Here is a 23191-nt window from a genome sequence, read left to right as displayed (position 1 = left end):
CGGCAGCGGATTCAGCAGTACTTACGCTACTTTTTTTTTTTCGCCTCGCCGTTGCCGGACGAGGCGGCCGGGCCGGCGCTCAGGTCGCGGGCAAACTGCACGGCCCCGTTGAGGTAGGCCAGCTTCATCAGCATCAGCTCGACGTGCAGGCGCTGGTTTTTGGCCTGCTTGAACTCCCGGTCGCAGAGGCTGACCAAGTTCAGGCCCGACAGCAGAAAGGCCAGCGGGGCCGCCTGGGCCTGCTGCACGTAGCGCACCCGGATGTTGTCGGACACTTCCAGCAGCTGCACCGTAATGGGGTCCTTACACACGAGCAGGCCGCGCAGGTGCTCGGCCGCGCCCACCACAAAGTTGTGCAGGTCGAAGCCGTTCTGCATCACCTCTTCCAGTAGCAGCAGTGTGGCGCTCAGGTTCTCGGTCAGCAGCGCATCGGTCAGCCGGAAATAGTACTCGAAGTCCAGAATGTGCAGGTTCTGAATCACGTCCTGGTAGCGCAGGTTGTGGCCCGAGAAGGTCACCATCTGGTCGAACATGCTCAGCGCATCGCGCAGGCCGCCGTCGGCCTTTTGGGCCAGCAGGTGCAGGGCGTCGTCCTCGGCCTCAATCTGCTCCTGGGTGGCCACGTGGCGCAGATGTCCTCGAATGTCGTCTACCTTAATCCGGTTGAAGTCGAATACCTGGCAGCGCGACAGGATGGTGGGGATGATTTTGTGGCGCTCGGTGGTGGCCAGAATGAAGATGGCGTAGCCCGGCGGCTCCTCCAGCGTCTTGAGAAAAGCGTTGAAGGCCGCGTTCGAGAGCATGTGCACCTCGTCGATGATGTAGACCTTGTAGCGGCCCTGCTGGGGCGCATACCGCACCTGCTCCACGAGGCTCCGGATGTCCTCGACCGAGTTGTTAGAGGCCGCATCCAGCTCGTGCACGTTGAAGGAGGCGCTTTCCTGGAAAGCCCGGCAAGAGCCGCACTTGCCGCAGGCTTCCAGCTCGAAGGGCGTGTTGTCGGGGTCGGCGGCGGTCAGCAGGGCCTCGGGCACGATGCCGGGCTGCTGGGCAATCAGCTCCGAAACCAAGCGGCCGCGGCGCACGTGCTCCTCGACAAACTCGCAGTTGATGGTTTTGGCCAAAATGCGGGCGCAGGTGGTTTTGCCCACGCCCCGCGGGCCGCAGAACAGGAAGGCCTGGGCCAGATGCTGGGAAGCAATGGCGTTCTGCAGCGTGGTGGTAACGTGCTGTTGCCCCACCACGCTCCTGAACGTGGCCGGGCGGTACTTGCGGGCCGAAACAACGAAATTCTCCATAGGTCTTCCCACAAAGTTACCCCGAAAAGCCCGGCTTTGGAAGCCTGCGCGTCGGGCGTTTAACGGCACCGGCCGGGGTGGCAGCATCCGGCCCAGGGCCCCGCTTCCTGGCCCGTCTGTTCCTTCTGAACCGGAACTTTCGTGGGCCTGCACAACGTTTATCGGGTAGTGTGCGTACATTCGCACCCCGCCACTCGTGGCGGGCATCGTTCTTTCACAACTGGGGCTGACCGGAATTGACAGCTTGTGCACTGCGCGAGTAAGCGTGTCGGGAGTTGGATGAATCTCCCGTAAAAAAAGCCGTCCAAAACACAACTGGCGAGTATAGCTACGCCATGGCTGCTTAGTCTAGGTACTAAGTAATGTCATCGTCCCGCATCCGTCTTCCTTCTCACGGGTGAGTACGGGGCGTCGAAAGAGTTAGGATAGTTCGTGGGGCGCTGTGACCCGCGGGCGAAACTCAAACAGATAAGGGGAAATCAAAGGCCTGATGTGCGCCTGGTTTCCTTCGACAATCCAAGCATAGATACACACGTAGAAAGCTCGACGTTTTCCTTGTCTGGACCAGAGTTCGAATCTCTGCAGCTCCACTTCTGAACGATGTGAAAACCCCCGTTGGCCATGGCCGGCGGGGGTTTTTGTTTGTCCAAACCCGGCTGATGGGGTATATAATGGCTTGTTATATAGAGATTTACAGGAGTTGAAAATTCGGGTTTTTTTGTCCTTTAATTGACCTCAAACGTATGAAGCGGCAGCCGCCCTATCCGAGGCCGGCTTATAGTCCACGTTAAAATCTCGAGCTATGAAACTGAATTTCCTGATGGCCGCTGCCCTGCTTGTGGGTACGGCCACGGCCGCCACGGCCCAGACCATGCCCACTGGTACGACCAATAGCGGCGCCCTTAACCAGACGAGTGCGCCGCTGCCTAATCCGGCCAACCCGACAACGAACCCCGGCACGCTCGACCAGCGTACGCCCACCATGAGCAACCCTACCCAAACCAGTGTCGGGACGATGGACCGCACTCCGGCCGTGGAAAGCCGCACGACCATTGAGGCCCAGCGCCGCACGTCCACCATGACGACCACCGAGCCCCAGCGCACCCGCACCACGACGACCAAACGCTCGACTCGCAAAGCCAACATGCCGCGTAGCACCAGCCCGATTAAAGAGTAAGCGCCCACACTTTCCAGGCATAGAAGCTGGGTAGAAATTTGTTGCCGCTAATGAGAACGTCATGCTGAGCGAAGCCGAAGCATCTCTACTGCAGCAGTAATCATATACTGTTGCAGTAGAGATGCTTCGGCTTCGCTCAGCATGACGTTCTTTTGACTTCCTAAATAGCATCAGGCATAAAAAAACCGGCCCGCACGATGCGGGTCGGTTTTTTTATGCCTGATGCCGGTGGGGTTACGCCTTCTGCTCCAGCTGGCCGCCGGCCCGCAGCAGCAGGTCGGAGAGTTCGGTGAGGCCGGCGCGGATATCGTCGGGGGCCTGGGCCACCACTCCGGCGGTCTGCGTGGCGAGCATGCTTAGCGAGCGGCCAATGGCCGGCCCGTTCAGGCCCACATCACCCTCGCTGAGCAAGGACTGCAGGTTGCCGATTTCGCGGCCGATATCCTGGAGGCGGGGTTCGCCGCTTTGCAGCAGATGCTGCTGCCAGGTTTCGGTGTTGTCCTGGGCGGCGCTCAGCGGAATGCCGGTCAGGCCGTTGCTGAGGGAATGGGTGGTGGCGTTGAGCAGGTCGGTAAAAATCATAGGAAAGAAAAAAACAGAAGAAAAACGGATAGCCTGGTAAGCAGGCAGTCTTACGTAGAAAGTGGCCCTAAAGGTCAGGTTGCCACCGGAGCCGGTACGCTGGGCAGTAGGCCGGCCCCGCGCATGGTAGCGCAGGCACGGTGGGCGCTGGCTTCCTTGTCCTTGATTTCGAGCATGATATCCACATCCAACTCGCCCAGGTCGCGCAGGAAACCCGCGAACAGGTCGTCTTCGAGCGTGGGCGTGTGCTTGCCCTTTCGTTCGCCGGGAGCCTGCGAGCTGTAGTCCATCATCATCACGCCGTCGCGGGTGGGGTGCCAGGTGGCGGCGGCCAGGCGCAGGGCCTCGGCCATGGGCTCGCCGTGGTTGAGGCATTCGTGGTGGAAATTGTCGAACAGCACCGGAATACCCACCGCCGCGTGCACCCGCAGGCAATCCTGCAGGCTGAACAAACGGTCGTCGTTTTCGATAACCAGGCGGGCACGCACGGCTTCGGGCAGGCGCTGATGCGTGGCAATAAAGCGGTCGATAGCCAACTCCCGGTCGTTGTAGAGGCCGCCCACATGAATCTGGAGCTTGTGGGTGGAGTCGAGGCCCATCAAATCCAGCATCGAGCCCTGGTAGATGAGCTCCTGCACGCTGCGCTCCACAATGCCGGCATCGGGCGAGTTGAGCACCACAAACTGGTCGGGGTGAAACGAGATACGCAGGTGGTGGCCCCGCACATAGTCGCCAATGGCCCGGAACTCGGCCGCAAAACGCGTCTGCCAGGGAAAGGTGTTGATGGGGTGGGAGCCAAAGGGCACCACGCCCGAGCCAATGCGGAAAAACAGCAGCCCGTGGGCCACGTTCCACTCCAGAATCCGGAGCAGGCAGCGCAGGTTGTTGGCCACCGTCAGTTCCAGGCGCTCATCGGTGTATGAGGCCAGCCGGAAGGTGCTGGTAGAAGTGCAGTCGAGCGTTTCGTTGACGCAGGGATAACCGATTCGCATGGCAGAGGCGCGGATGGGAGAAAGGCGTGAAATATCGTATCAGCAGGCATACGGCAAAAAAACCCTTTGCGGCCAAAAGCCGGGTCCTCCCGCCAAGCCCCCTGATTTTACTTCCGAAAAACAAGGTTTCCCTCCGGCCCGCTACCGTCCAGCTTCCACACGGCTACTCGTAGCCGCGGTTGTCCTTGAAGTTGCGGTTGTAGCGGCGGCGCTGCTGCAGCGCCTTTTTAGCGGCTTCCTGCGCCTCAATTTCCCGCATCTTCTCCCGCTCCTTGCCGGCCCGCGAAAACTGCTCGTACAGCAAGCTCACGGGGCTGGCCAGGGTGGGCGTAGGGGCCTTGGGCGCCGCCGAATCGACGGGGAACATGGGCTTGGGGGCGGGCGGGCGCTTCACGGCGCTGGTCGGGGCCGTGCTGGGCCGCTTGATGTTGCGCAGGGCGCGGTCGATGAGTTCCTGGTCGGGCCGGCCTTCGGTGATGCGCACCTCACCCAGCTGCACCGTGTCGGGCCGCAGCCGAATCTGGACGATAAGCTGCGAGAGGCCGGTGCCGCCCAGCGGCAGCTGCCGGGGCTTGAAGCCCACGGCCCGGAAAATAAGCGTGTCGGTGCGCTGGGCCGTAATGCCAAAGTCGCCGCTGGCGTCGGCTACTACGGCCAGCTGCGTGCGCCGCACCGTGATAGAGGCCCCGGGAATGGGCCGGCGCGAGCCTTCCTCCGAAATGCGGCCCGTTACGCGCACCTGCCCCGCCGCCAGCCCGGCCAGCAACAGCAACGGCGCCAACAGCAGCAGGAAACGAATACGACCAGAGGGTGATAAAGCAGTAAACAGCATCAACAGGTAAACTACGGCAGCGCGGCGGGAAAATCCTCCCCAACGGCCTCCCAAGGGGTCGGCCGACAGTCGCGCATAACGCCGGAAGGAGACAAAAGAAGCCCGCACCGTTGCAGGTGCGGGCTTCTATACGCTAACAAATCGTTGGCCGAAAATGCGCTGGCCGCCGAAAAAATTACTTGATAACGGTTTTGTCGCCCTCTTCGGGCTTCACCTTCATGGTGCCGTCGTCGCCGTCCATTTTGGCTTTATTGCCCTCGGCATCTTTGATTTTTACGTCGCCGTCGGCTTTGATTTTCATCTTGCTGCCGTCGTCGCCTTTCATTTTCATTTTCTCCATATCGGAGCTGCTCATATCAGCTGATGAGCTGCCGGTCGACGTATTGTCTGACGAGCTCATGCTGGTGTTGTCCATATACCGGTCGTCGTAGTAGTTGGAACGACTTCTTTCGTAGCTCGAGTACTGCGTGGGGTTGGTAAACACGGTTTTCATTTCCGTGTCGGTGTTGGCGTACACGTCGCGGCGGGCGGCGGCCATGCCCATCGTGTCGGTCATGTATTTCTGGTTGAGCTCGGCCATGCGCTGGCCCCGGGTAACGTAAATGTCGCGTACGCGGGTGCGGGTAGGCTCGTCGAGTTGCATGCTGGTCGCCATGTCGGCGGCCATGCGGTCGGCCCGGCTGTTAACGGCTTCCGGTGAATAGTCCATGCTACCGGCCGTCGTAGTGGTGGTCATGGTCGTGTCGGTGGTCGTCGTGGTAGTTTCAAGGGGCTTGTTTTCCGAACACGAGCCAAGGGTGAATGCGGCTGCGGCCGAAAGCAATAGCAGAGTCTTTTTCATGACGAAGGCTTGAAGGTGAGGGGAAAGGGAAGGGGAGAGAAAAATGGGAATGGCGCGTATACGGTGAGACAGGTTTTTAAGTTTAGCGGTCGGAGACCGGGAGAACGTGAGAAAGAAAAAGCGGGTGGATCCGTGGGCAAGGATGCATCCTTGCCCACGGATCACCCGCTAGCTTCCCGGCCGGGTGCTACTTGGCGGTGCTTACCCGCGGCGCAGCTCAAACACGGTTATTTCGGGCAGGAAACCTACCCGGCCAGGGTAGCCAATGAAGCCCAGGCCCGTGTTCACGTACAGATGCTGGCGGCCCCGCTGGTATAGGCCCGACCACTGCTTGTAGGCGTACTGCACGGGGCTCCATTTCAGAAACGACAGGTTGACGCCGAACTGCATGCCGTGGGTGTGGCCGGCCAGCATCAGATCAATGTCGGGGTACTCCTGCACCTGCGCATCCCAGTGCGAGGGGTCGTGGGAGAGCAGAATTTTAAACGGGGCCGCGGGGTCGGCGGCGGCGTGCGCTTTGGCCAGGTCGCCGTACTGGGCAAAGCCGCGGGCACCCCAGTTCTGCACCCCGATAAGGCTGATTTTCTCGCCTTCGCGCTCAATAGTCCGAGCCTCATCGAGCAGCAGGTTCCAGCCCATTTTGGCGTGGTTGGCTTTCAAACGGGCGAGGTTGGCCTGCTTGGCAGGCAGGCCGCCTTCCTTGGTCCAGTCCACGTAGTCGGAGTAATCGTGGTTGCCCAGCACCGAGTACACCGGTAGCTTGGCCCGGATGCCAGCCAGCGTGTCGATATGCTCCTCAACTTCGATGGCGTAGTTGTTTACCAAATCACCGGTCATTACTACCAGGTCGGCGGCCTGCTCGTTGATAAGGGCTACGGCCCGGCGCAGGGGGGCAAGGCTCTGAAACGAGCCAGCGTGGAGGTCGGAAATCTGGAGCATTTTAAACCCATCGAACGAGGCCGGCAGGTTGGGGAAACGCAGCACCACGCGCTTAACCGTGTAATCGGTGCGGCCCTTGAACATGCCCCAGAGCAGCGCCACAAAAGGTATGGCCCCGGCAAGCAGCGCCGCCTTGCTCAGAAACTCGCTACGCGAAATAGACTGCCCGGAGCCGGCTCCGGCGGGCTGGCCCACCAACTGCACGGCCCAGCGGCCCAGGCGCACCATATCTTCGAGCAGCAACGGCACGATAACGACCATTTTGGCCGCAATAACAGCCAGCAGCACGCCGCCGAGGTACGCTTTATAAGAGGCATGCTCGCGGCGGTTGCTCACGGCCCAGATGCCCAGGCCCCACACCAGGGCCGTAACAAGCCAGTAGAGCACCACCGTAGTGCGGCGCACGCCGGGCGTGGAAGATTGAACGAGTGTGCGCACGGCCTGGAAGGCATACCACTCGGCAGCGGCTATAAGGGCCAGAAAGAAAGGCAAAAACAGTTTGCGGGACATAAGTAAAAGCGGGCCCCGTAAATGGGACCACAAAGTAAGACACTGAGGTTGACAACAGTATGCTGGGCCTCCGGATTTTAGAGTAAATTCCGGGCCTACAACAACGATGCCCCATGCAAGAGTTTGACAAGCTGTCGGAAAACCCGGCGCAACCCGGCCCGACGGCCCCCAATGGCGCGCCAGTGCCCTACGCCCCGGTCGTCAGTGGCATCAAGAGCTGGGCCGAAGAAGACCGGCCCCGCGAAAAGCTGCTGCAGAAAGGCCGGGCCGTGCTGTCGGATGCCGAGCTGCTGGCCATTCTGCTCGGCTCAGGCACCGCCAAATTGTCGGCCGTTGATGTGGCCAAGCTCGTGTTGAAAGCTGCCCAGAACGACCTCAACACGCTGGCCCGCTTCTCGGTGAAGGAGCTGATGAAGCAGAAAGGCATCGGCGAAGCTCGCGCCATTACCATTGTGGCGGCCCTGGAGCTGGGTCGCCGCCGCAAGGAAGCCGACGCGCCGGCCCGCAACACCATTACCTGCTCGCGCGACATCTACCATGTGATGCAGCCCCACCTGCAGGATTTGCCCCACGAGGAATTCTGGGTGATTCTGCTGAACCGGGCCAACGTGGTCATGCGCACCGTGAGCATCAGCCGGGGCGGGGTGGCCGGCACCGTGGCCGACCCCAAGCTCATTTTCAAGGAGGCGCTGGAGCAGTTGGCCAGCAGCATTGTGCTGGTGCACAACCACCCCAGCGGCAACCGCAACCCCTCGGCCGCCGATATTGCCCTCACCCGCAAACTCAAGGAAGCCGGCCAGCTGCTCGACCTACCCGTGCTCGACCACCTCATTTTCACCGACCAGGGCTACCACAGCTTCGCGGATGAAGCGATGCTGTAGAGCTTGAAGTAGAAACGCAAGGCGAAAAGGTGAAAGCAGGCTAAGCAAACAGGCTGGCGGAAGAGGTGGCATATTGCGCAGCAGCGTGCTTCTGCAGCCTCCGGCACGGTTTGCCACTTGTTCTTCCGACTTTTACTGCCTCGTTTACTTTTTACCTCCTTCCAGTGCGCTTCAATCCTAAACTTCTCATTGGCCTGGGCCTGCTGCTCGTGTTCGGCTACTTCGTGCAAGACCTCGTGCTGGGGCAGGACCAGTACACTGCCCGGCTGCTGCAGCAGCGCGAAGCCAAGAACAACGCCTTCCGCCGGCCCAACTCCTCGCCCCTCAGCACCGAGCTGCGCCAAAGCTTCGACAGCCTCCGGTTTTATGCGCCCAACCGCGACTTCCGCCTGGAGGCGCAACTGGAGCACTTCCCGCAGCGCGACACCGTAGAAATGCCCCTCACCGACGGCAAGGCCGATAAGTACCTGCGCTGGGGCCGGGCCAAGTTCATCTTTGATAAGCAAGAGTACCAGCTCACGCTCTTCCTGAAGGCCGATGGCAAGGATACAACCCTATTTGTGCCCTTCACCGACCGCACCAACGGCTTCGGTTCCTACGGCGGCGGCCGCTACCTCGATGCGCCCCTGCCCGCCGCCGCCGATACCGAAGTACTACTCGACTTCAACCTGGCCTACAATCCCTACTGCGCCTACTCGGCCGCCTACGCCTGCCCCGTGCCCCCGCCCGATAACCGCCTGAAGCTGCAAATCGAGGCCGGTGAAATGGCGTTCAAGTAGTGTCAGTAGCTGCTGAAGCTGTTAGCCGCCAGCTTTTAGTCTGATTGCTTTAGTCTGATTGCTTCTGGCTACATACCTGCTTATGGTTGGCGAGTTTTATTACAAAAAGGGCGCCCCTCCAAGTTGGAGGGGCCGCCCTTTTCTTTTCGCCCAGCTTCAGTTCGATGAAAACAAAAAGCGAACAGCTCTCAGCTAATGGCTAAATGCCTACCGCTGAATCAGGATTTTGCGCGAGGCGGCATCGGCACCGTTGCCCAGGCTCAGCTGGTAAAGGCCGCTGGCCAACTGGCCCAGGTCGATGGGCAGGTTGAGGCTGGCCGTAGCAGGCACGGCCTGGCGGTACACCTCCTGGCCCAGCATATTGCGCACCACCACTTCGAGGCCGCTGGTGGGCCGGCTGAAGCTGGCCTGCACCCGGAACTGGCCCGCGCTGGGGTTCGGCGACACCACGAGGCTGCCACTGGCTTTCAGCTCCGAAGCCACGCTGGTCACCACGTTGCTGACCACCACATTGTCAATGGCCCAGCCCCAGCCGAATGCGCCGGGGTCGGAGGTGAGGCGGAAGCGCAGGCGCACTTCGTCGCCCACGTTGTACTTGCTGCCCAGGCTGAAGGTGTGCGGCTTAAACAGAGACGCCGAACCCACGGCGGTGGAGTTGCCGGCTGCCGTAACCTTGGAGTTCCAAGCTGCCAGCCAGTCGGCCTGCAGGCGCGAGTCGTAGCCGTCGGCCACAGGCTTCCAAGTGGCTCCTTGGTCGGTGCTGCCTTCTACCACCACAAAGTCGTAAAAATCTACGGTGCCGAAGGGGGCGTTAGGCTCGCCGGGCTCCACCAGCACTACTTCGTCAAACGTCATGCTCGTGTTCTTCGACGTTACCTTGATAGGCACCAGCAACTGGTAGATGCGGGTTGAGTCGTTGGTGTAGGGATGGTCGGAATGGATAGCCGGGTTGGCGAATTCGGCGGGTTGCGCAATCGTGAAGCCTTCGCCCACGAAATCGAGGGGCGTAGTGCTGTTAAGATTGTTGGTGTAAGTAGCCTGTGCAGGCTTAAAGCTCACCACGTTCACGGTGTAGAAGCCACTGGCGGGGTTCAGGGTCTGGTTGGGGGCGGCAGCCACGTCGCGAACTACAATGCGGTAGGTAAGCACGTCGCCGGCCACTATTCCGGCGGCCGTCAGGCTGCCCACAAAGTTGTTGGAAGTGCCCTGGCGGCTGAGCGTGATGGTGGGCTTGGCCACGCCATTCACAAACAGTTCGGCCTGTACGCTGCTCACGCCCAGGTTGTCAGTGGCCTGCACCTGCAGGCTCAGCGGTAGCTTATCAGCAAACACGTAGGTTGCGGCCCGGTGCTGCACGAGCGGCGCCACCACATCGGGGCCTACCTTAAACGAGTAGCGGTCAACCGTTGCCACGTTGGGCTGGTAAGCGGCCGGGGCGGTGTAGGTGCGCTTGGTTTCGTTATCAGAAGCCGTAATGAAGTAGCTGACGGTGCGGTTGAGGCCCGGGTTCGGAATAACGCCCTGGTAAACGTTGCCGCCGGTGTTAGTCATCGTAACGGCCACGGGCGCGGCGTTATCGATGGAATAGTTGAGCTGCACCGAGCCGGGCGTAACGGTGCCGTCGCTGATAATGGTAGCCGTAACCGTAAAGTCGCGGGCCACTTCCGAGTCTTTGAGGGGCGTGGTGCGGATGGCCGTGTTGAACCAGCCCATCTCGTCGAACATTTTCAGCGTGATCGGGCCGGGGTTGTGCATGGCTTCGGCCGCGCCAATCTGGGGCGTCATCAGCGAGTTGATGTCGCCGGCGCGGTACGTGGCCTCATCGAGGTGCGAAATGCTGGAGCCGGCCGAGTAGGTAGGCGGCGCGAACAGCCGGGGACGGTTGTCGTTGTTGACAGAGCGGGCCAGCGGGCTGTTGAAGTAAAGCTGGCCACTGATTAGCTGCGCGCCGAGTGCGGCCGAGCCATTAGGGAAAGCGGGGTTGTTGGTGAGCTGCTCGCCGGCCAGATTTTCAATGTAAGTACTGAAAACCGACGGTGGGTTGCCATAAAAACCGTTGGGGGCCGTGTAGCTTGTGCCGGCAATAAAGCCCAGCCCGTGGCCCAGCTCGTGCAGCACCACCGATACCAGATCGTGCTTGCCGGCCGGCGTCTTCATATCGAGCCCGTAGTACCAGTTGAAGCTGCTGTTGAATCGGGTTGTAATGTCGGGGTCGGTGGGGAGGTTCAGGTTCTGCCCGCTGATTTTTTCGGCCAGGGCCACCGGATACAGCACGCCGGCGCGGGTAGCCCCACTCAGGTCGCGGTAGTAGGCCGTGGGGCCGGCCGAACCCAGTACGTTGGTGCCCAGCGTCGTCCAGTTGGCCTGCACCCGGATGGTAACCGGTGAAATCAGCAACGACTGCCAGATATCGACGGCGTGCTGAAAGGCGGCCTGCGCTTCAGGCGAGAAGCCGGTGTAAGTTACCTCGATTTTGGCTCCGGTTACGCGGCGGCCGGAGCGCTGCTGCTCCAGGTAAGCGGCGGGCATAGGCAGCTGCGTGTGCATGCTCTCGGGGCGCGAGTAGCAGATGGTAGCCGGAGCGGGGGCGGAGTCGAGGATGAACTTGTGCGTCTGGCTGAAACCGGCCAGGCTCACCAGCAGCGCCGGTACCGTAAGTAAAGTTTTCATCAAATGCGCAAAAATGATTGATAGATAGTAAAAAGGAGTCCGGAAAGTTACGGGAATGATGTCGTTTATTCAACATAATTCCCACATTTGAAACGGCCGGATCCGGCGAGGTTTAGTAGCGTCCGGGAGGCGGCTGCAGGTGCCGGCCAGCGCGCTGCTTTATACCGCCCGCCCGAATCTGTACCTTTGCCCGAATTCAGTTGCCAGTGGTCAGTCGCCAGTTACCAGTTTGTTCTTTGATCAACCTGGCAACGCACCACCGCACCCTGGCAACTGGCAACTGACCACTGGCAACTGAAATGAAGATATCCTACGACTGGCTCCGCACACTTATTCCGACTGATAAACCCGCCGCCGAAATCGGGGCGCTGCTTACTGGCTCGGGCCTGGAAGTAGAGGGCATTGAGGAACTGGAAAGCGTGCCCGGCGGCCTGCGCGGCTTGGTGTTAGGCACTGTGCTCACCCGCGAAAAACACCCCGACGCCGACAAGCTCAGCCTGACCACCGTGGACGTGGGCGACACCACCCCGCGCCAGATTGTGTGCGGCGCCCCCAACGTAGCCGCCGGCCAGCGGGTGGTAGTAGCCCTCGAAGGCGCCATGCTGTACCCCAGCAGTGGCGAACCGTTCAAAATCAAGAAGTCAAAAATCCGGGGTGCGGCCTCCGAAGGCATGATTTGCGCCGAGGACGAAATCGGCCTGGGCCAGTCGCACGACGGCATTATGGTGCTCGATACCGACCTGCCCAACGGCACGCCAGCCGCCGACTACTTCGGCTTGGGCTCCGATTCGGTGTTTGAAATTGGCCTGACGCCGAACCGGGCCGACGCGGCCTCGCACTACGGCGTGGCCCGCGAGCTGCGCGCGCTGCTGCGCCAGCCCTGCCAGCTGCCCGATGTAAGCGGCTTCCATGCACCCGCCGAGGCGGCCGAAAACGTAAAAGTTACGCTGGAAGACGCGGCGGCGGCCCCGCGCTACGCCGGCCTGCTGCTGGAGAATGTGCGCGTAGCGCCGTCGCCGGAGTGGTTGCAGCGTCGCCTGCGCAGCATTGGCCTGGCCCCGATCAACAACGTGGTCGACGTCACCAACTTCGTGCTCCACGAGCTGGGCCAGCCCCTGCATGCCTTTGATGCCGACCAGCTGGCCGGCAACCACATCCGCGTGAAGCGGGCCGAAGCGGGTGAGAAGTTCATGACGCTCGATGGCGTAGCGCGCACGCTGAAGGCCGACGACCTGGTTATTGCCGATGCCAACGGCCAGCCGCTGGCCCTGGCCGGTGTGTTCGGCGGGCAGACGTCGGGCGTGAGTGAATCGACGACCCGCGTGTTCCTGGAAAGCGCTTACTTCGCGCCGGCCGTGGTGCGCAAAACTGCCCAGACCCACCAGTTCAAAACTGACGCTTCTTTCCGCTTCGAGCGGGGCACCGACCCCAACATGGTGCTGCTGGCCCTGAAGCGGGCCGCGCTGCTGCTGCAGGAAGTAGCCGGCGCCACCGTGGCAGCGCCCGTTGTCGATGAGTACCCCGAGCCCATCACCTCCACGCTGGTGCGCCTGCGCCTGCCCCGGGTCGAAAAGCTCGTCGGCCAGTTCATTGCCCCCGCTCGCATCCGCCAGATTCTCACCGACCTCGATATCCTCATCACGGAAGAACTGACCGACGAAGCCGGCCACGAGGAGTGGATTTTGTCGGTGCCGCCGCACAAGGTGGACGTGACGCGCGAGGCCGATGTGATTGAGGAGATTCTGCGCATCTATGGCTACAACCACGTGACGCTGCGGCCCCATAACTCAGCCTCGTTTCTGGCCCGGTTCCCGAACCCCGACCCCGAAGTCATCCGCCAGAATGTGGCCCGGCTGCTGAGCGGGCAGGGGTTTTCGGAAATCATCACCAACTCCATCACCAACTCGCGCTACTTCGAAACCGACGACGCGCCCGACCCGGAGCTGGTGCGCCTGCTCAACTTCAACAGCGCCGAACTAAACGTAATGCGGCCCAGCCTGCTGCCCAGCGGCCTGGAAGTGGTGCGCCACAACGTAAATCGCCGCCAGCGCGAGCTGAAGCTTTACGAGTTCGGCAAAACCTACCGCCAGCTGCCTAACGGCGGCCACGAGGAGCAAAACCAGCTCGTTATCTACCTCACCGGTAACACCGGCGCCGAAACCTGGCAGCAGAAGTCGGCCAAAAGCTCGTTCCATCAGCTGGCCGGAGCCGTGCAGCAGGTGCTGGCCGCGCTGGGCTTCCCCGAGCCCGCCTCGCGGCCCGTCGAGCACCCTTATCTGGCGGGTGGCCTCACGCTGCTGGCCCAGAACCAGCCCGTCGCCCGGCTCGGCGCCGTGGCGCCGGCCGTGCTCAAGCGCCTCGATGTGAGCCAGCCGGTATGGTACGCCGAGCTGGACTGGGACGGCCTGATGCGCAAATACAAGAGCCGCCTTGTGGCCCAGGAGCTGCCCAAGTTCCCGGAAGTGCGCCGCGACCTAAGCCTGGTAGTTGACCGCACCGTAACCTTCGACCAGCTCCGGCAGATTGCCCGCCGCGCCGAAAAGAAGCTGCTGCGCCACGTCAACGTGTTCGATGTGTATGAGGGCGACAACTTGGGCGAAGGCAAGAAGTCGTACTCCGTCAGCTTCCTGCTCCAGGATTCCACCCAGACGCTCACCGACCAGGCCATCGACCAAGTGATGAACCGCCTCATTCAGCAGTTCGAGCAGCAGGCCGGCGCCGTTATTCGGCGGTAGATTGGTTTTTGGTGGATGGTTTTTGGTTATTTGACCAATAGAACCTGTGTTGTGCTTCGACTCCACTGCGCTTCGCTCAGCATAACACAGGTTTTTCTAGCTGATTAACTGAAGAACCAAGACTCGTCTACCAAAAACTAAAAAATGGCTTCAACCCAGCAGCTTGCCCAACTCGACCGCCTGGAGCGGCAGGTAACCACTTTAGTGGCTGCCTATCAGCAGTTGCGCGAGGAGCTGGCCGATGCCCAAACGACGGTGCAACAACTCCAGGCCGACGTGCGCGACCGGGAACGGGCCATCAAGGATTTCCAGAATCAGGAGAATATCACTAAACTTGTCAATACCATAGCTACCGGGGAACCGGCCAATGTCAACGAGCTGAAACTTCGCCTGAACGAATACATCCGCGAAATAGATAAGTGTCTTGCCTATTTGAGGGAGTAAACCATACCGAACCAACCCAAACGTAACCTACCACTGCCAGCAACCTGCTGATGTCCGATCTTTCCATTAAAATCCGAATTGCTGACCGGGACTACCCCATGAAGGTAAGCCCCCAGGATGAGGAGCGCCTGCGCCTTGCGGGCCGGCTGCTAGGCGAGCGGTTGAAGGAATTCCGGGAACAGTACGGCATTCAGGACAAACAGGACCTGCTGGCCATGATTGCCTTATCAACCATGGCCGACCGCCTGAAGGTCACGACGGAAAAGGATGGGACCGATGCGGCCCTGACCGAGCGCCTGGCGCGTTTGGACGAGCTGCTGTCGGGGACGGTATTGGTCTGAACCGGCCGCCCTACGTGGGCGCGGGGCCGGTTCGGCGCGAAGTAACAGCCCGGTGCGGGGCGGGGCAAACGGCCCAGCCATCGCACGGGCCTTTGGCGTTTTTACCGGGGGCTGTGGAGTAATGGTTCTTAGCTGCTAGTTTTTGGTTTATGGTGGGTAGTAGTCAGCTTTGACTCCTGCCAGACCAAAAGCCAAGAACTGAAAGCTGAAAGCCAGCATTCAACTTCCAATTTCAATCCCCTTAAAATCATGTCTCAAACTCTTTATATCGTTCTGGCAGCCGTGCTTTCCCTTGTGGTTGGCTTGGTGCTGGGACGCCTGCAGGCCGGCAAGGCCCGGCAGGACCACGAGGGTGATGCCCGCACCAAGGCCAAGCAGTTGCTGGCCGATGCCGAGGCCGAAGCCACCCGCATTCGCGACGAGCGGATTCAGCAGTCAAAGGATAAATTCCGCAACCTCAAGCAGGAATTTGAGCAGGAAAGCCGCCGTCAGAAGCAGTCGCTCGACCAGGAGCTGACCGACCGCCGCGCCAGCGTAGTAGAGCAGGAGCAGAGTATTAAGCAGCTGACCCAAACCACTCAGAAGCAGCTCGACCAGGTGCAGCGCAAGGAGAAGGAGCTTGATACGGCCAAGGAGCGCCTCGAAACCAACGCCCAGCAACAGCGCGAAAAGCTCGAAGCCCAGGACGAGAAGCGCAAAGCCACCCTGGATGCCCAGTTGGCCAAGCTCGAAGCCCGCGAGCAGGAAGTAGAAACCGAGCTGCGCGACATTCGCCAGCAGCTCACCGAGAAAATCAGCGCCATTACCAGCCAGCTCGAAGCTATTTCGGGCCTCACGGCTGCCGAAGCCCGCGAGCAGCTGGTGGAAGGCCTCAAGAACGAAGCCCAGATTCAGGCCAGCTCCTATATCAAGGACGTAGTGGCCCAGTCGAAGCTCACGGCAACCAAGGACGCCAAGAAAATCGTGCTCGAAACCATTCAACGCACCGCCGCCGAGCACGCCATCGAGAACTGCGTCAGCATTTTCAATATTGAAAGTGATGATGTGAAGGGCAAGATTATCGGCCGCGAGGGTCGCAACATCCGGGCCCTGGAGGCTGCTACGGGCGTTGAAATCATTGTGGATGACACGCCCGAGGCCATCATCATCTCGGGCTTCGACCCGGTGCGCCGCGAGGTGGCCCGCCTGAGCCTGCACCTGCTGGTGAAGGACGGCCGGATTCACCCGGCCCGCATCGAGGAGATTGTGGCGAAAACCCGCAAGAACATCGACGAGGAAATCGTAGAAATCGGCGAGAAGACCATTATCGACCTTGGCATCCACGGCCTGCATCCCGAGCTGATTAAAATGGTAGGCCGGATGCGTTTCCGCTCCAGCTACGGCCAGAACCTGCTTCAGCACTCGCGCGAAGTAGCCAACCTCTGCGCCACGATGGCCGCCGAAATGGGCCTCAACGTGAAGCACGCCAAGCGCGCCGGCCTGCTGCACGACATCGGCAAAGTAAGCACCGACGAGCCTGAGCTACCCCACGCCATTCTGGGCATGGAGATGGCCAAGAAGTACAAGGAGCACCCCGACGTGGTCAATGCCATCGGTGCCCACCACGACGAGATGGAGATGACGGCCATGATTTCGCCGCTCGTGCAGGCCTGCGACGCTATTTCGGGCTCGCGCCCGGGTGCCCGCCGCGAGATGATGGAGAGCTACATCAAGCGCCTCAAGCAGCTCGAAGAAACTGCCAACGGCTTCAAAGGTGTGAACCAGTGCTTCGCCATTCAGGCCGGCCGCGAGCTGCGCGTAATGGTGGACGCCGAGAACGTGACCGACGAGCGGGCCAGCGAGCTGAGCTACGAAATCTCCCAGAAAATCGAGAAGGAGATGCAGTACCCCGGCCAGATCAAAATCACGGTTATCCGCGAAATGCGCGCCGTGGCCTACGCCAAGTAGGCCAGTTGTAAAAACCGTTTTCCATGCAAAAGCCCGCCGGAGGCACTTCCGGCGGGCTTTTTCGTGCTTCTTGCAACCGTGGCCCGCCGCTAGGCCTCCCATAGCTATGCCCAGGCGCCTGTGGTCCGCCAATGCTTACCAAACACTCAACTCAACCTTACTACTTTATGCAGTTGAAATCATGGCTGAAAAAGGCGTTGGCTGGTTTGATAAGCGGCTTGCTGACCGGCTGTTCGCTGTACGTGCCCATGCTGCCGGCAGCCCCGCAAATCCGGGATAAAGGCCAGGTAGAAATCCACGGTACCTCGTTTCTGAACCGGCGCTGGGAGGCCGGCGTAACCTACTCGCCCGCCAAATACGTGCTGGTGCGGGCCGCCGGGGGCATCCGCACCAATCGGGGCGACAGCACTTTCGTCCGGAGCCGGCAGTACGAGCTGGCGGCTGGCGGCTACTACCCACTGGGTAGGCGCTGGCTGGTGAGCGGGCTGGCTGGTTTTGGGCAGGCCCGTAGCGGCTACGCCTACTGGGACCTGGGGCCCGATAACCGCTACGCCGACCGGGAATACCGCCGCTACGAAGCCCGCTACCACCGGCTGTTTGCCGAGCTGGCCGCCTCCTACACCGACAACGGCTTCACGCTGGGCGTGGCCGGCCGCCTCACCGACGTCCGCTACGACGCCCTGACGTTCAACAGCCAGCCCGTGGGCCTGCGGCGGTTGCCCCGCTTCGAGCCCATGGTGTTCTGCCAACTCGGCCGCCCCGAAGGAGCCGTGCCCTGGCTACGCGGACAAGTAGCAGCTACCGGCTCTACCAGCCTCAACCAGCGCCCGGCCATAAGCCCAGTGTTTGTAGCCAGCCAACTGGCGGAAGAGGTGCCCTGCCTGACGGTAAGCATTATCATCCTGCCACATCTACTTAAGGCGGGCGGCTGGTGAGTGCCGGTGACGCTGCTACTCCTCTACTACTTCAGGCAGCACGATTTCGCCCTCGAACTCGCCCGAATCGGCCAGATCCTGCAGCCAGTATTCCGACGAAATAAGGCGGACGGCGAAGGTGCCGGGGGTGCCTTCAGGCGTGGCAGTCAGCTCCCAGAGGATGTTGTCGGCGGCCTCGAAGGGCGTGTCGGCTTCCAGGTCGGCGGCGTAGAGGCGCTTGATGAGTGAGCGGTCGGAGAGGGCCGGAGCCAGGGCCCGCAGCACGAGGCCGGCCGTGAGCTGCTCGGGGGCCTCGGGGCCGGAGAACTGCATGGTGGCCTGTACTAATACTGCCGCGCCGTTGGGAAACTTGCCGTTATAAGCTTGGCGCAAAAGCTGGTTGGCATCGAACAGATGACGGTGCAGACCGATTTCCGGGTACTCCTCGAAAATCTTGTCGTTTTGCATGTCGTGCGAAATCTGGTCAATCTGGCCGTCGTTCAGGTCGTCGCCCAAGCGGTAGCTGAGCAGCACAGTGGCGGCTTCAGATGGATCGAGGTCGGCCAGGGCCATCAGGGTCATCTCGCGGGTTTCAGCCTCCGAGATGGTGTCGCCATCGGTGAAGCCCGCCGCGCTCATGATGGAGCGGTAGTCGGTGAGCTGCCAGGTGCCGGGAATCTCGCTCAGCGTTTCTTTGGTCGTGATGGTGGTTTTGCAGGCAATAGTTGTCATGATAGGCGGATTCGGAAGAAACAATAACCTCCGTGCCGGACCGAAGCCCAAGGCGCGGAAGTAACAGGATGGAAGATAATAAGCGGGATTCTAGCCCCGCTCGAGTCGCTGGAAAGCGTTGTTGAGCACTTCGGCCCAGGTGGGGTGGGCAATGACGAGGTTTTCGAGTTGCTGGTAGCGCAGGTCGCCGGCCATGGCCAGTTGGAACATGGTCATGATTTCGCCGCCCTGCTCGCAGAACACGGCCGCTCCTAGCAGTCGGTCGTCGTCGCCCACCAGTACTTCCACGAAGCCCTCGGTCAGGCCCGTTTCCACGGCCCGGCCAATGGTGCTAGCCGGCAGCCGACTCACCCGGAAAGGCACTTTCTGCTTACGGGCCTCACTTTTGGAGAGCCCGATGCGGCCCAGTTGCGGCTCCGTAAACACCACGTAGGGCACCGGCCGCTGGTGGTAGTCGCGAGGCTTGTTGTGCAGTAATTGGTCGCGCACGATGCGGTAGTCGTCGTAGGTGATGTGGGTGAACTGGGGGCCGCCCTTCACGTCGCCGAGGGCATACACGCCTTTGGCCGCCGTGCGCAGGTCGTTATCCACCTGAATGTAGCCGTCCTCATCGGTCTGGATGCCGGCCAGCTCCAGCCCCATATCCAGGGTGTTGGGCACGCGACCGGTGGCGACCAGCAGGTGCGAGCCGCGGATGCGCCGCTCGCCGCCCGGCGTGTCGGCCGTGAGCGTGAGTACGCCCTCGGCGTTGCGCGACACATGCCGGGCCTCGGCTTCGAGCACCAGCTCAATGCCTTCCGCCTCCAGTATCTCCTGTAGCGGCCGGCTCACGTCGGTGTCTTCGCGGTCCATGAGCGTGGCCGAGGTTTCGATGATGGTCACCCGCGAGCCCAGCCGACGGAACATCTGTCCGAACTCGACGCCAATATAGCTGCCGCCGAGAATAACCAGATGTTCGGGCAGTTCCTTGAGGTCCAGCAGCAGCGTGTCGTTGGTGAGGTAGCCGGCGGCTTCGATGCCCGCAATGAGCGGTACGGCCGCGCGGGTGCCGGTATTGAGGAAGATGAGCGGGGCCGTTAGTTGCTCCTGACCGGCTTTATCATTAAGGTCGATGTGCAGCGTGTTGGGGGCCGTAAAGCGGGCCCAGCCGCGCACGAGCCGGATGTTGGGGTGGGCCGTGGTGAGCTTCCGCTCGATGCCGTCGCGCGCGTCCTGCGTCAGCCGATCCTTGCGGGCCACTACGGCGGCAAAATCCACCACGGGTTCGGGGGGCCGGATGCCTAGCTCGCCGGCCGTGCGCACCAAGTGGGCGCGCTGGGCCGAAGCCAGCATTATTTTGGTGGGCGCACAGCCGTAGTTAACGCAGGAGCCGCCCAGGTGGGCGCTTTCGATGATGGCAACGCGGCGTCCGGCTTCGGCCAGCGCATAAGCCAGCGGGTTGCCGGCCTGGCCGGAGCCGATAATAAGAGCGTCGTAAGAAGTAGCAGGCATGAAAACAGAGTTTGGCAGAGGGTAAAGGCCAGTTTGGAGCCGATCCCCGCCCTCTGTACGCAGCCGCCGCACTTCCGGCCGGACAACGAAGCCGGGCTTTCTGCGTTAGGCCCGCAGCCAGGGGGCCGGCGCGGCCATACTACCCCAACTTTGGCGCTCCTTTTCTATCTTCCCGCATTGGCTTACTTCTGCCCGCCCATGTTTTTGCCTTTTCGCGCGGTTTTCATCCTGCCACTGCTGGTCCTGTTGCTGTCGGGCTGCGCGTCGCTCTACTTCCCGCCGCCGCCCCAGGTGCCGCTGCTCACCCAAAAGGGCGAATGGAGCGCCGGCGTACATACCAACCTGAGCCAGAACACGGCCGTGCAGGGCGCCTACGCCCTCACCAACCATCTGGGGGTGATGGGCTCGGCCTCGTTTCTGCACACCAACAAAAAGAAGGAAGCCGTTGACCACGACTTTGCCGAGCTGGGCGTGGGCTACTTCACCCGCCTGCCCGATAAGCGGGTGCTGGAAATATATGGCGGCTACGGCGGCGGCCGCACCAAGCGCGTCGAGCGCAACCCCACCGAGGGCGTTACGCGCACGCTCGAAGCGGGCCTGAACAAGTACTTTGTGCAGGTGAACTACAGCTCGAAGGAGAAGAAAAGCTACCACCTGCTGGGCCGCGACTGGCCCCTGACCTACGGCACGGCCATGCGCGCCAGCTACGTCACACTCACCGATTTTCGCCTCGACGGTCAGCCGGCCTTCAACGAAGACAATATCCTGTTCGAGCCCATCACCTACGCCCGCGTCAAGCTCATCGGCCCGCTCGACGGCCAATTCATCAGCGGCTACAACTTCGGCCTCAAGCACCGCAAGTACCTCAAGGCCGCCAACTCGGTATTTCAAATCGGCATTGTGGTGAACCTGGGCGGGCAGACGGGCGAGAAGTAAGCGGTTAGCTTCTAGTATCCCGCTTATATCCCTTGGCCCAATTGCATGAGCAGGCCAGGATAGTGCGTAGGAAACATGACGCATTCAGTAATACAAAAGGGCTGTTCTCCGCAGAGAACAGCCCTTTTGTATTACTGAATGAAGTGCGGATTACTTGCCGCCCAGCACGCGCAGCATCGTGTCGCCGATTTCGGCGGGCGAGTCCACTACGTGAATGCCGCACTCGCGCATGATGGCCATTTTGGCAGCAGCCGTGTCGTCGGCGCCGCCAACGATGGCACCGGCGTGGCCCATGCGGCGGCCGGGAGGGGCAGTTTGGCCGGCAATAAAGCCTACTACGGGCTTCTTGTTGCCGGTTTCCTTGATCCAGCGAGCAGCTTCAGCTTCCATGCCGCCGCCGATTTCGCCAATCATCACGATGCCCTCGGTTTCGGGGTCGTTCATGAGCATCTCTACGGCCTCCTTGGTGGTGGTGCCGATAATCGGGTCGCCGCCGATGCCGATGGCCGTGGTCTGGCCCAGGCCGGCCTTGGTGAGCTGGTCAACCGCCTCGTAGGTCAGGGTACCCGACTTCGAAACGATACCGATTTTGCCTTTGGTGAAGATGAAACCGGGCATGATGCCCACTTTGCACTCGCCGGCCGTCATTACGCCCGGGCAGTTGGGCCCGATCATGCGCACGCCTTCGCGGCCTTTCAGGTACTCCTTCACCGCAATCATATCCTTGGTCGGGATGCCTTCGGTGATGGTAATGATAACCTTGATACCAGCGTCGGCGGCCTCCATAATGGCGTCGGCGGCGAAAGCCGGGGGAACGAAAATGATGCTGGTGTTGGCGCCGGTTTCGGCTACGGCCTCGGCCATGGTGTTGAACACAGGGCGCTCCAGGTGCTGGGTGCCGCCTTTGCCGGGCGTTACGCCGCCCACCACGTTGGTGCCGTACTCAATCATCTGCTGGGCATGAAACGAGCCTTCGGAGCCCGTAAAGCCCTGCACTAGCACTTTGGAATCCTTGTTTACCAGAACACTCATAAAAGGGGGATTAGCGGAAATTGCTTCGTGGAAGTGGGAACAGCAGCCGCCAGGCGGGCGGCAGCGCAAAAGTAGGCTTTTCTGGTTAGCTGCCTATCATTGGCTGTTAGCTGAGAGCTATTAGCTGTTAGCTCACCGGGCAAAAACACCGTCAGCTATTAGACTTGTTCCTAAATAGGGTTTGTTGATTTCTGCGTCAGATGCCAGTTCCAAATACCGCAGGCAATACCCATTATCCGGTCGTTAAACGAGGTGGATTTGTTGCGGTACGTTTGGGCGACGCAGCCCAAGCGTTTGGCCCCACTGATAGCGTGTTCAACCTTGACGCGGCGGCGCGCGTGGGCGAAGTTGGCGGCGCGTTGCGCGTCGGTCAGCGCCGCGGCAGGGTATTTTTTGCTGCGTCGGGGCTTGCGGTGCGGCAAACTCGCGGCCGGCAGGTCGTAATCCGTCACCAGCCCCAGATAGCCCAAATCAGCCAGCAGCTCAAAGAGGTCGAGCAGCCCCAGATTTACATCGAATTCATTTTTCAGCAGGTGATAGTCATGGCTGGACCCGCTCGTGGTGGGTCCCAGGTAGTGAATATAGCGACTGGGGTCGGCGATGAGCGTGTTTTTACGCGTCAGTCTTTTTTTTGCCCGAATAGTCGGCCTTCTGGTCAACCGTGGCCTGCGGTCGGTGATGGGGCCGTTCAGTGGCATCGAGCAGCAGCATGGGCACGTCGGCAAAGACGGCTTGCATCTGCGCCAGCGAGTCAATGGCACGGGCCGGCAGCACGTTTAGGGTGCGCAGGGTCCGTTCCAGGGCCTTGGCCAGGTGGTGCGCATGTTCACAGGCTTTGGAGCGGGGCAAGCCAAACGTGGCGGCCAGCACATCGAAGGTGGGATACGTTTTCAGGTAGTACAGGATGAATAAAAGCTTCTGCTGCGAACTGGCTAACACGCCTTTACGCCCGCCACCCGCCTTGCGCTGGCGCGGGCGCTGCAGGGTAAAACGCGCATCTGCTTCTTGCTGGCAACCGCTGGTAAAGGGCTCGGCCAAGCGCAAAAAGTGGCCATGTCCAGCCCCGTCAACGCCCGCATCTGGCGGTCGTCAACTATCGTATTCACGTCAAGCATGCC

The 23191-nt window shown here is 61.0% G+C and carries 21 protein-coding genes and 1 other RNA gene; 10 read left to right on the top strand and 12 right to left on the bottom strand.

The genetic code is table 11. From position 1 onward, the window contains the following. Positions 1 to 26: 26 nt before the first annotated feature. Entirely contained in the window at positions 27 to 1298 is a 1272-nt protein-coding gene (gene dnaX, locus D0N36_RS00230) for a DNA polymerase III subunit gamma/tau (protein WP_116939067.1), read from the bottom strand. A 222-nt stretch (positions 1299 to 1520) separates the two neighbouring features. Here dnaX and ssrA point away from each other — a divergent pair. After that, positions 1521 to 1891: a transfer-messenger RNA gene (gene ssrA, locus D0N36_RS00225) on the top strand. A 209-nt stretch (positions 1892 to 2100) separates the two neighbouring features. After that, the gene (locus D0N36_RS00220; protein ID WP_116939066.1) at positions 2101 to 2475 is read left to right on the top strand and encodes a hypothetical protein; all 375 of its coding nucleotides are present in this window, start codon (positions 2101 to 2103) and stop codon (positions 2473 to 2475) included. 234 nt (positions 2476 to 2709) lie between these two features. On the opposite strand, the gene D0N36_RS00215 is transcribed toward D0N36_RS00220, so the two are convergent. The 5 genes from D0N36_RS00215 to D0N36_RS00195 form a co-directional block, all read right to left on the bottom strand. Continuing rightward, positions 2710 to 3057, bottom strand: coding sequence for a hypothetical protein (locus D0N36_RS00215; protein ID WP_116939065.1), 348 nt, complete (start codon positions 3055 to 3057; stop codon positions 2710 to 2712). Between the two features lie 74 nt (positions 3058 to 3131). Next, entirely contained in the window at positions 3132 to 4049 is a 918-nt protein-coding gene (gene uvsE, locus D0N36_RS00210; protein ID WP_116939064.1) for a UV DNA damage repair endonuclease UvsE, read from the bottom strand. Positions 4050 to 4212: 163 nt separating this feature from the next. After that, positions 4213 to 4881, bottom strand: a complete 669-nt coding sequence (locus tag D0N36_RS00205) for a carboxypeptidase-like regulatory domain-containing protein (RefSeq protein ID WP_116939063.1) — start codon at positions 4879 to 4881, stop codon at positions 4213 to 4215. Between the two features lie 175 nt (positions 4882 to 5056). After that, entirely contained in the window at positions 5057 to 5722 is a 666-nt protein-coding gene (locus tag D0N36_RS00200) for a hypothetical protein (protein WP_116939062.1), read from the bottom strand. A gap of 201 nt (positions 5723 to 5923) precedes the next feature. Next, positions 5924 to 7171: a metallophosphoesterase gene (locus D0N36_RS00195; RefSeq protein ID WP_116939061.1), complete on the bottom strand. Its 1248-nt coding sequence runs from the start codon at positions 7169 to 7171 to the stop codon at positions 5924 to 5926. A gap of 113 nt (positions 7172 to 7284) precedes the next feature. Here D0N36_RS00195 and radC point away from each other — a divergent pair, with 113 nt between their 5' ends. Continuing rightward, positions 7285 to 8052: a RadC family protein gene (gene radC / locus D0N36_RS00190; protein ID WP_242478733.1), complete on the top strand. Its 768-nt coding sequence runs from the start codon at positions 7285 to 7287 to the stop codon at positions 8050 to 8052. Between the two features lie 164 nt (positions 8053 to 8216). Further along, complete coding sequence (locus D0N36_RS00185) at positions 8217 to 8831, top strand: DUF1684 domain-containing protein (protein ID WP_190242454.1); 615 nt, start codon at positions 8217 to 8219, stop codon at positions 8829 to 8831. A gap of 207 nt (positions 8832 to 9038) precedes the next feature. Here D0N36_RS00185 and D0N36_RS00180 read toward each other — a convergent pair whose 3' ends face one another. After that, on the bottom strand, positions 9039 to 11501 hold the full coding sequence (locus D0N36_RS00180) for a T9SS type A sorting domain-containing protein (RefSeq protein WP_116939059.1): 2463 nt from the start codon (positions 11499 to 11501) through the stop codon (positions 9039 to 9041). A 299-nt stretch (positions 11502 to 11800) separates the two neighbouring features. Here D0N36_RS00180 and pheT point away from each other — a divergent pair, with 299 nt between their 5' ends. From pheT to D0N36_RS00155, 5 genes are all read left to right on the top strand, one after another. After that, positions 11801 to 14236 (top strand): phenylalanine--tRNA ligase subunit beta, encoded by a 2436-nt coding sequence (gene pheT / locus D0N36_RS00175; RefSeq protein ID WP_116939058.1) that lies wholly within the window; start codon positions 11801 to 11803, stop codon positions 14234 to 14236. A gap of 144 nt (positions 14237 to 14380) precedes the next feature. Beyond that, positions 14381 to 14680, top strand: a complete 300-nt coding sequence (locus D0N36_RS00170) for a hypothetical protein (protein ID WP_092769557.1) — start codon at positions 14381 to 14383, stop codon at positions 14678 to 14680. Positions 14681 to 14730: 50 nt separating this feature from the next. After that, positions 14731 to 15021, top strand: a complete 291-nt coding sequence (locus D0N36_RS00165) for a cell division protein ZapA (RefSeq protein WP_092738424.1) — start codon at positions 14731 to 14733, stop codon at positions 15019 to 15021. A gap of 249 nt (positions 15022 to 15270) precedes the next feature. Beyond that, a complete protein-coding gene (gene rny / locus D0N36_RS00160; protein WP_116939057.1) occupies positions 15271 to 16968 on the top strand; it encodes a ribonuclease Y in 1698 nt (565 codons plus the stop codon). A 167-nt stretch (positions 16969 to 17135) separates the two neighbouring features. Then, positions 17136 to 17903 carry a hypothetical protein gene (locus tag D0N36_RS00155; RefSeq protein WP_116939056.1) on the top strand — a complete coding sequence of 256 codons (768 nt, stop codon included), beginning with the start codon at positions 17136 to 17138 and terminating at the stop codon, positions 17901 to 17903. Between the two features lie 15 nt (positions 17904 to 17918). On the opposite strand, the gene D0N36_RS00150 is transcribed toward D0N36_RS00155, so the two are convergent. After that, a complete protein-coding gene (locus D0N36_RS00150; protein WP_116939055.1) occupies positions 17919 to 18614 on the bottom strand; it encodes a hypothetical protein in 696 nt (231 codons plus the stop codon). 90 nt (positions 18615 to 18704) lie between these two features. Then, positions 18705 to 20105 (bottom strand): mercuric reductase, encoded by a 1401-nt coding sequence (locus D0N36_RS00145; protein WP_116939054.1) that lies wholly within the window; start codon positions 20103 to 20105, stop codon positions 18705 to 18707. 198 nt (positions 20106 to 20303) lie between these two features. Here D0N36_RS00145 and D0N36_RS00140 point away from each other — a divergent pair, with 198 nt between their 5' ends. Next, positions 20304 to 21041, top strand: coding sequence for a hypothetical protein (locus tag D0N36_RS00140; RefSeq protein WP_116939053.1), 738 nt, complete (start codon positions 20304 to 20306; stop codon positions 21039 to 21041). A 150-nt stretch (positions 21042 to 21191) separates the two neighbouring features. Here the strand turns inward: D0N36_RS00140 and sucD are convergent, their stop codons facing one another. From sucD to D0N36_RS00125, 3 genes are all read right to left on the bottom strand, one after another. Then, complete coding sequence (sucD, locus tag D0N36_RS00135) at positions 21192 to 22073, bottom strand: succinate--CoA ligase subunit alpha (protein ID WP_116939052.1); 882 nt, start codon at positions 22071 to 22073, stop codon at positions 21192 to 21194. Positions 22074 to 22243: 170 nt separating this feature from the next. After that, complete coding sequence (locus D0N36_RS00130) at positions 22244 to 22771, bottom strand: transposase family protein (RefSeq protein ID WP_116939051.1); 528 nt, start codon at positions 22769 to 22771, stop codon at positions 22244 to 22246. Next, the gene (locus tag D0N36_RS00125; protein WP_190242453.1) at positions 22686 to 23111 is read right to left on the bottom strand and encodes a helix-turn-helix domain-containing protein; all 426 of its coding nucleotides are present in this window, start codon (positions 23109 to 23111) and stop codon (positions 22686 to 22688) included. Before D0N36_RS00125 ends, D0N36_RS00130 begins: the two co-directional genes overlap by 86 nt. Positions 23112 to 23191: the final 80 nt, after the last annotated feature.

It is taken from the genome of Hymenobacter lapidiphilus (assembly GCF_003417065.2).
Lineage (GTDB): Bacteria > Bacteroidota > Bacteroidia > Cytophagales > Hymenobacteraceae > Hymenobacter.
The sequence above is the reverse complement of the archived record's forward strand: the minus strand, read 5'-3'. Positions and strand labels throughout refer to the sequence as shown.

Bases quoted from the DNA above. Each gene is read 5' to 3' on its own strand.
- D0N36_RS00220 (WP_116939066.1), top strand. From the start codon at position 2,101: ATGAAACTGAATTTCCTGATGGCCGCTGCCCTGCTTGTGGGTACGGCC.
- pheT (WP_116939058.1), top strand. From the start codon at position 11,801: ATGAAGATATCCTACGACTGGCTCCGCACACTTATTCCGACTGATAAA.
- D0N36_RS00200 (WP_116939062.1), bottom strand. From the start codon at position 5,722: ATGAAAAAGACTCTGCTATTGCTTTCGGCCGCAGCCGCATTCACCCTT.
- uvsE (WP_116939064.1), bottom strand. From the start codon at position 4,049: ATGCGAATCGGTTATCCCTGCGTCAACGAAACGCTCGACTGCACTTCT.
- D0N36_RS00170 (WP_092769557.1), top strand. From the start codon at position 14,381: ATGGCTTCAACCCAGCAGCTTGCCCAACTCGACCGCCTGGAGCGGCAG.
- D0N36_RS00130 (WP_116939051.1), bottom strand. From the start codon at position 22,771: ATGCCACTGAACGGCCCCATCACCGACCGCAGGCCACGGTTGACCAGA.
- D0N36_RS00165 (WP_092738424.1), top strand. From the start codon at position 14,731: ATGTCCGATCTTTCCATTAAAATCCGAATTGCTGACCGGGACTACCCC.
- radC (WP_242478733.1), top strand. From the start codon at position 7,285: ATGCAAGAGTTTGACAAGCTGTCGGAAAACCCGGCGCAACCCGGCCCG.
- D0N36_RS00155 (WP_116939056.1), top strand. From the start codon at position 17,136: ATGCAGTTGAAATCATGGCTGAAAAAGGCGTTGGCTGGTTTGATAAGC.
- D0N36_RS00180 (WP_116939059.1), bottom strand. From the start codon at position 11,501: ATGAAAACTTTACTTACGGTACCGGCGCTGCTGGTGAGCCTGGCCGGT.
- D0N36_RS00215 (WP_116939065.1), bottom strand. From the start codon at position 3,057: ATGATTTTTACCGACCTGCTCAACGCCACCACCCATTCCCTCAGCAAC.
- D0N36_RS00205 (WP_116939063.1), bottom strand. From the start codon at position 4,881: ATGCTGTTTACTGCTTTATCACCCTCTGGTCGTATTCGTTTCCTGCTG.
- rny (WP_116939057.1), top strand. From the start codon at position 15,271: ATGTCTCAAACTCTTTATATCGTTCTGGCAGCCGTGCTTTCCCTTGTG.
- D0N36_RS00140 (WP_116939053.1), top strand. From the start codon at position 20,304: ATGTTTTTGCCTTTTCGCGCGGTTTTCATCCTGCCACTGCTGGTCCTG.
- D0N36_RS00145 (WP_116939054.1), bottom strand. From the start codon at position 20,105: ATGCCTGCTACTTCTTACGACGCTCTTATTATCGGCTCCGGCCAGGCC.
- dnaX (WP_116939067.1), bottom strand. From the start codon at position 1,298: ATGGAGAATTTCGTTGTTTCGGCCCGCAAGTACCGCCCGGCCACGTTC.
- sucD (WP_116939052.1), bottom strand. From the start codon at position 22,073: ATGAGTGTTCTGGTAAACAAGGATTCCAAAGTGCTAGTGCAGGGCTTT.
- D0N36_RS00150 (WP_116939055.1), bottom strand. From the start codon at position 18,614: ATGACAACTATTGCCTGCAAAACCACCATCACGACCAAAGAAACGCTG.
- D0N36_RS00195 (WP_116939061.1), bottom strand. From the start codon at position 7,171: ATGTCCCGCAAACTGTTTTTGCCTTTCTTTCTGGCCCTTATAGCCGCT.